Origin of the sequence: Streptomyces sp. NPDC052040 (genome assembly GCF_044548405.1) — a bacterium.
In the GTDB taxonomy this organism is placed as follows: Bacteria; Actinomycetota; Actinomycetes; order Streptomycetales; family Streptomycetaceae; genus Streptomyces.
This window is the reverse complement of record NZ_JBIUBV010000008.1, coordinates 81,981-88,849: the sequence shown is the minus strand read 5'-3', so window position 1 is coordinate 88,849 and position 6,869 is coordinate 81,981. Positions and strand designations below refer to the sequence as shown.

At 73.1% G+C, this 6,869-nt stretch carries 5 protein-coding genes; 1 reads left to right on the top strand and 4 read right to left on the bottom strand.

Going from position 1 to position 6,869, the window contains the following annotated elements:
* Window positions 1-127: 127 nt before the first annotated feature.
* Together ACIHAA_RS18110 and ACIHAA_RS18105 are read right to left on the bottom strand one after the other, a co-directional pair.
* Window positions 128-1,459, bottom strand: coding sequence for an MFS transporter (locus tag ACIHAA_RS18110; protein WP_399818185.1), 1,332 nt, complete (start codon window positions 1,457-1,459; stop codon window positions 128-130).
* 71 nt (window positions 1,460-1,530) lie between these two features.
* On the bottom strand, window positions 1,531-2,142 hold the full coding sequence (locus ACIHAA_RS18105) for a LysE/ArgO family amino acid transporter (protein ID WP_399818184.1): 612 nt from the start codon (window positions 2,140-2,142) through the stop codon (window positions 1,531-1,533).
* Between the two features lie 66 nt (window positions 2,143-2,208).
* Between ACIHAA_RS18105 and ACIHAA_RS18100 the strand changes: the two genes are divergently transcribed.
* Window positions 2,209-3,129: a LysR family transcriptional regulator ArgP gene (locus ACIHAA_RS18100; protein ID WP_399818182.1), complete on the top strand. Its 921-nt coding sequence runs from the start codon at window positions 2,209-2,211 to the stop codon at window positions 3,127-3,129.
* A gap of 19 nt (window positions 3,130-3,148) precedes the next feature.
* Here the strand turns inward: ACIHAA_RS18100 and ACIHAA_RS18095 are convergent, their stop codons facing one another.
* Window positions 3,149-4,636, bottom strand: a complete 1,488-nt coding sequence (locus tag ACIHAA_RS18095) for an FGGY-family carbohydrate kinase (RefSeq protein WP_399818180.1) — start codon at window positions 4,634-4,636, stop codon at window positions 3,149-3,151.
* Between the two features lie 155 nt (window positions 4,637-4,791).
* Complete coding sequence (locus ACIHAA_RS18090) at window positions 4,792-6,561, bottom strand: M4 family metallopeptidase (protein WP_399818178.1); 1,770 nt, start codon at window positions 6,559-6,561, stop codon at window positions 4,792-4,794.
* Window positions 6,562-6,869: the final 308 nt, after the last annotated feature.

Below are 6,869 nucleotides of genomic sequence, written 5' to 3'. Positions count from 1 at the left end.
CTCGGAGTTTTTGCTGTCCCCCCCCCCCCCCCCCCTGAGCCCCCCCGCCGCGGGCGCGGTGCGCCCGCCGCAACGGCGGCGGCCTCCCGGAATTCCGGGAGGCCGCCGCCGTATTTCCGGGACGGGGTCAGATCCGGTAGTCGCGCAGGGCCGGTGTCACCAGGGCGAGGACCAGGGTGGCCAGGATGACCAGCAGGCCGCCGCCCGCGACGGCCGCGCGGACGCCGAAGGCGGAGCCCATGGTGCCGTGCAGGACGTCCGCGAGGCGGGGGCCGCCCGCGACGACGACCGTGAACACACCCTGCATCCGGCCGCGCATCTCGTCGGTGGCGGCCGACAGCAGAATGGCGCCGCGGAAGACCATGGAGACCATGTCGGCGACACCGGCGGCGGCCAGGAAGGCGACGCCCACCCAGAGGTTGGTGGTCAGTCCGAGGCCGGTGACGGCCGCGCCCCAGGCGATGACCGACACGATGACCATCAGTCCGTGGCGGCGCGCCCGGGAGAAGGTGCCGGACAGCAGCCCGCCGAGGACCGCGCCGATCGGGATGGCCGCGAACAGCAGTCCGAGGGCGAGCCCCTCCCCGTAGGACGCGTAGGTGTGGGCGGCGAGCTGCGGGAAGAGGGCCCGGGGCATGCCGAACACCATGGCGATGATGTCGGCGAGGAAGGACAGCAGCAGCACCTTGTGCAGCGACATGTAGCGGAAGCCGTCGGCGATCGCCCGCCAGCCGGTGGTCTTCGCGGCCGCCGCCACGGGCGGCAGCGCGGGCAGCCGGACGACGGCCCACAGGGTCACGCACAGGGCCAGGGCGTCGATCAGATACAGGTCGGACAGGCCGATCACGGGGATCAGCACACCCGCCAGGAGGGGGCCCGCGACCAGGCCGGTCTGCATGACGGTGGAGCCGAGGGCGTTCGCCGCGGGGAGTTCCTCCGCCGGGACCAGCCGGGCGATGGAGGCGTTGCGGGCCGGGGAGTTGAGGCCGAAGAAGGCCTGCTGGAGGGCGAGCAGCGCCATGAGGACGACGACCGAGTCCAGGCCGACGGCGGCCTGGACCCAGAAAAGCACGGAGGTGACCGCGAGGCCCGTGTTGGTGAGCAGCAGCAGCTTGCGGCGGTCCATGCTGTCGGCGATCGCGCCGCCCCACAGGCCGAAGAGCGCGAGCGGCAGCAGGCCCGCCAGGCTGGCGTAGCCCACCCAGGCCGAGGAGCCCGTGATGTCGTAGATCTGCTTGGGCACCGCGACCGCGGTGAGCTGGCTGCCGACGCCCGTGACGATCGTCGAGGTCCACAGGCGGCGGTAGGCGGGACGGCGCAGCGGACGGGTGTCCATCGTCCAGCGGTGCCACCCCCGCCCCTTGGCGCCCCCCTCGTCCCGCTCGCCGCCCGGCGCCTGTGTTCCGCTGTCGGTCGTACTGTCGCTCGTGTCCACGGACTTCCCAGCTGCCTCGTACATCTTTTGATTCCCGATCACTATCACCGATCGGCCCCGGGTCCCGGCCGCCGGGGTGTCCCGGGGGTACGGGCTCAGGCTCCGGCGATCAGCAGCCCCCCGGTGAGGAGCATCGTCGCGGCGACCAGGGCGTCCAGCACACGCCAGGAGGAGGGCCGGGAGAGGAAGCGGCCGAGGAACCGGGCGCCGAAGCCGAGCGAGGCGAACCAGCAGACGCTGGCGAGGGCCGCGCCGAGCCCGAAGGTCCAGCGCAGCGGGCCGTGGCCGGCCGCCAGGGTGCCGAGCAGGAAGACCGTGTCGAGGTAGACGTGCGGGTTGAGCCAGGTCATCGCCAGGCAGGTGAGTACGGCCCGCCCGCGGGAGCGCTCGGGGGTCCCCTCCACCCGCAGGGCGGAGGGGCGCAGCACCCGGCGGGCCGCCAGCGCCCCGTAGACCAGCAGGAAGGCGCCGCCGGTCAGGCCGACCGCGGTCAGTGCCCCGGGCCGGGCCACGACCAGGGCGCCGACCCCGCCCACCCCGAGCGCGATCAGGAGCGCGTCGGACAGCGCGCAGATCCCGACGACGGCGAGCACGGCGTCCCGGCGGATGCCCTGGCGCAGCACAAAGGCGTTCTGGGCGCCGATGGCGACGATGAGGGACAGTCCGGCGGCGAATCCGGCGGCGAGCGCGGTCAGTGCATGAGTCATGGCACCGACGCTAGGAAGGGCGGGCCCACAAGTACAGCTAAAGGTTCTTACGTATCATTAGCGCTCGTGATGTCGGAACTTCCGCTGGACCAGGTGCGGACGCTGCTCGCGGTGGTGGACGAGGGCACCTTCGACGCGGCGGCGCGCGCCCTGCATGTGACGCCCTCGGCGGTCAGTCAGCGCGTCAAGGCACTGGAGCAGCGGACCGGTCGGGTGCTGCTGACCCGCACGAAGCCGGTACGGCCGACGGAGTCGGGCGAGGTGGTGGTGCGGTTCGCCCGGCAGCTCGCGCGGCTGGAGCGGGAGGCGCGGGCGGAGCTGGGGATGACCGGCGCCGGGGAGTGGACGCGGCTGTCGGTCGCGGTGAACGCGGACTCGCTGGCGACCTGGTTCCTGCCGGCGCTGATCCGGGTCCCCGAGGACGCGGGGATCTGCTTCGAGCTGCGCCGGGAGGACGAGGCCCACACGGCCGCGCTGCTGCGCGAGGGGCGGGTGATGGCGGCGGTGACGTCGTCGCCGGAGCCGGTGGCGGGCTGTGCCGTGCGGAAGCTGGGGCGGATGCGGTATCTGGCCGTGGCGAGCCCCGGGTTCACCGAGCGGTGGCTCGGCGGCTGGCCGGAGGTGCCGCTGCGCGAGGTGCTCGGCGCGGCGCCCGTCATCACGTTCGACCGGCGCGACGACTTCCAGGACCGCTTTCTGCGGGGACTGCGGACGGGCCGGGACGCGGGCTCGCGGCGGCACTTCGTACCGACCTCGGAGGGGTTCGTCGATGCCGTGGCGGGCGGGCTGGGCTGGGGTCTGGTGCCCGAGCAGCAGGCCGCACCGCTGCTGGCGGCGGGGCGGCTGGTGGAGCTGGCCCCGGGGCGCCCGGCCGAGGTTCCGCTGTACTGGCAGCAGTGGAAGCTGGACTCGGCCGCGCTGGCGGCGGTCGCGGAGGCGGTCGTGGCGGCGGCCGAGGAGTCGCTCGGACCCGCGTCGCGCGCCTGAAGCGGGACCGCGGCCCGTGTCATCCGGGCGGGGTGCCGGGGGTGGCACGTTGTGCGCGGGCCAGCGCATGGCCGATGTCGCGGGTCGCCGGGTAGAGCCGGAGGTAGAGGTCGTAGCGGGTGTCGTAGCAGGACCGGGGACCGGCCTGGGGCCGGACGCGTTCGCGCACCGGGTTCCAGGCGTCGATGTCGGCGTCGCCGACCGCGCTCGCGGCCAGGAACGCCGCTCCGTAGCTCGCGCCGAGCGTCACGGTCCTGATCTCCTGCTCCAGCCCCGTGACATCGGAGACGATACGGGTCCACAGGCCGCCCCGGGTGCCCCCGCCCACGGCGACCGCCCTGCGGATGTCGGCACCGGCCGCGCGCATCGCCTCCACGTTGTGCCGCACCCCGAAGGCGGTGGCCTCCAGCGCCGCGCGGTACAGATCGCCCCGGGTGTGCTCCGGGGTCAGTCCGGCGATCATGCCCCGGGCGTCCGGGTCGGCGACCGGGGTCCGCTCCCCCGCGAAGTAGGGCAGCATCAGCAGGCCCCGGGCGCCCGGCCCGGACGCCTCGGCCTCGGCGAGGAGCGCCTCGTGCCCGGGGGCGCCGAACAGCTCCCGCAGCCAGTCGGTGATCACCCCGGAGGTGGCCATGCCGCCCGCCAGGCTGCGGGTGCCGGGCAACGCGCCCACGGTGCTCCACAGTTGGGGCACCAGAAGCCGTTCGGCGACCGTGTTGATCAGGAACATGGTGCTGCCGTACATGAGCATCAGATCGCCGGTGTGCTGGGCGCCGACGCTCAGTGCCTCCGCCCAGGCGTCGATGGTGCCGGTGACGACCGGGATGCCGGGCGGCAGGCCGGTGGCGGCGGCCGCCCGGGCGGTGACCCGGCCGGCGGTCTCACCGGGCCAGCGCAGCGGCGGCAGTTCGAGGTCGGGCGCGATACGGCGGGCCCACGGGCGGTACCAGGCGCGGGCGGTGGAGTCGTAGAGCGGCACGGACTGGCTGGCCGAGTGGTGGTCCAGGACGTAGGCGCCGGTGAGCCGGTTCACCAGGAAGGAGGCGGGCATGTACAGCCGCCGGGCCCGGGCGGTGACGTCGGGCCGGTGCTCCGCGAGCCAGGCGATCTTGGGCCCGACCGCCTGGGTGGACAGCAGGGATCCGCAGCGCCGCAGGACGGCGTCGGGGCCGAGTTCGGCGTCCAGCCGGGCGATCTGGGCGGTGGCGCGGGTGTCGACGCCGTAGAGGATCGCCGGGTGCAGCGGGGTGTCGTTCTCGTCGGCCAGGGCGACGCACGGTCCCATGCCGCTGACGCCGACCGCCTCCACCGCGGTGCCCGGGGGCGCGAGTTCCCGGGCGAGGGAGGCGAACTCGTCCCACCAGAGCGCCGCTTCCATCTCGACATGCCCCGGTTCCGGCCTGCTCACCGCATGCGGCCGCACCGCGGTGGCGAGCACCGTTCCGTCCGCGCCGACCAGCACACCTTTGCTGCTGGACGTACCGATGTCGACCCCGAGCACCGTCATTGCGCCGTCCGTCCTTCGCCTGGACACTCCCGGGACATCGTTCCCCGCTCCGGGCGTTCCCGGGCCGAAACGCGGAACCCGGCGCGTCCCGCCGGTCCTTGCGGGGGAACGGGCCGGGGCCCCGCCGTGCGGCGGGGCCCCGGGTGTCCGGTCGGTCAGTGACCGGCGGACGGGGTGTTGGCGGCCGTGACATTGACGGCCGCCCAGGCCTGGTCGACCGTCTTGTACTCGGTGCTGCTCGCGCCGTACATGTCGGCGGCGGCCTGGAGGGTCGCCGCGCGCGCGTCATGGAAGTCCGTGGTGGAGACCATGTAGCGGGTGAGCGCGCGGTAGAAGATCGCCAGGGCCTTGGTGCGGCCGATGCCGGTCACCTTCGCGCCGTTCGACGTGGGCGAGTCGTACGCCACGCCGCCGATGGTCTTCTTGCCGCTGCCCTCGGCCAGCAGGTAGAAGGCGTGCGAGGAGACGCCCGAACCGGCGTGCACCTCGGTGTCGTACACCTGGGGCGACCAGGCGTCGACCGTGCCCTCCAGCTTGTCCAGGGACGGGTGGTCGAGGCGGCGCAGGAACTTCTGCCGCAGCCCGAGCTTCTCGCCCATCAGGTAGTTGGGCGGGTTCTTCGGGTTGTTGGCGGAGAACTCGACGCCCGAGCCGAAGATGTCCGCGAGCGACTCGTTGAGGGCGCCCGGCTCGCCGTACTGGGCGAAGCGGTCGACCCGGGTGGGTTCGAGGCCCGCGGTGGCGTCGACGACGCCGTGCGTCAGTTCGTGGCCGGTGACGTCGAGGACCACCAGCGGCTTCTTGAACTGGTCGCCGTCGCCGTCGCCGTAGAGCATGCAGCCGCAGTCGGAGTCCCAGAAGGCGTTGCCGACCTTGTTGCCGAAGTGGACCATCGCGAGGGCGCCCGTGCCGTTGTTCTTGATGCCCTTGCGGCCGAACGTCTTCTGGTAGAAGTCCAGCGTCTTGGTGATGCCGTACTGGGCGTCGGCCGCCGCGGTGGCGCGGTTCGAGGTGGCCCCGTTGCCCCAGACGTCGTTGGTGGTGGTGAACGGGGTTCCGCGGGAGAACTTCTCCAGCTCCTTGCCCTTGGCGTCGCGGGTCTCGGTGCCCCAGCGGGTGGGGTCCTTGAGGAGGTAGCTGGTGCGCGTGGTCCGGGTGGTGGTCAGCGGGACCTTGCCGACGAACAGGGAGTTGCCGGTGCCGTTCGCCGCCGACGGGTAGCGGACGGCCGCGGAGCCGGGGGCGGCGGTGAAGCCGGACAGCGGTTCCGGGGTGTCGGCCGTCGGGGTTGCCGACTCGCCGCGCTGGCGCAGGGTGCGCGCCAGCGAGGGCGAGATGAACTCGTCGGAGTCGGGCGTGTCGCTGCGGACCGTGCCGGTGAGCGCGTCCACCACGACCGTGCGGGAGCTGCCCGAGTCGGGGGTGCGGCTGTCGGTGATGTGCACCTGGTAGGCGAGGGCGGCCTTGCCGTCACGGGCGTCGAGGACGAGTTCGGCGTTGCCCGCCTCGCCCTTCGCGACGTCGGCGGCCGTCCGCTCCGCCTGCTCGGCCGTCAGCTTGGCCTTGGTGGCGGGGGGCTTGACGGCGTGGTTCACGGCGCGGGTCACGCCCAGGTAGCCGCCGCGCCGGTCCAGGTGGACGACCAGATCGCCGCCGAGGACGCGCATGCCGTTGTGGCTGCGGAGGAAGCGGACGTGCTGCTTGCCCTCCGGGTCGGTCATCACGTCCTTGACCTGGAGGGTGTCCCCGGGCGCGACCCCGGTGTCGGAGGCGTGTGCGAACGCGGCGGCCCGGGCCGCGTCGACCGGCGATCCGGCCGCGGGCGCCGCGACGGGAGCGGCGGCGAGGGCCGGAACGGCCGGGAGGGTGGCCGCCGTCGCCACGGTGATGGCGACGGCCAGCCGGCGTATGTGGGGTATGTGCACAGAGTTCCTTCAGTACAAGAGGACGGCCGGTGGCGCCGACCGCCCGTGCGCACAGCGCCGTTGGGCGCCGTGGGGGCTGGTCGGGCCCCCTCGCGTCAGCCTTGTACAACCGCCATGTACATGTAAAGAAGGAAGATCCTATTTACGGTTTTTAAGGTGATCTCTTTACATAAGTCCACATCTGAGTGACGGAAAGGTGACCAACGGTCCGTCAGCAGAAAAGAGGAGAGACGGCCCGGGCAGGTTGCCCTCGCCGCTGCCTCCTGCCCCCGATGTGACCGATGTCGCACCGACTTGGGCCGTCACCG

What these genes read in the sequence shown, in the direction of transcription:
- ACIHAA_RS18110 (WP_399818185.1), bottom strand. Translation starts at nt 1,459, where the DNA reads ATGTACGAGGCAGCTGGGAAGTCCGTGGACACGAGCGACAGTACGACC.
- ACIHAA_RS18105 (WP_399818184.1), bottom strand. Translation starts at nt 2,142, where the DNA reads ATGACTCATGCACTGACCGCGCTCGCCGCCGGATTCGCCGCCGGACTG.
- ACIHAA_RS18095 (WP_399818180.1), bottom strand. Translation starts at nt 4,636, where the DNA reads ATGACGGTGCTCGGGGTCGACATCGGTACGTCCAGCAGCAAAGGTGTG.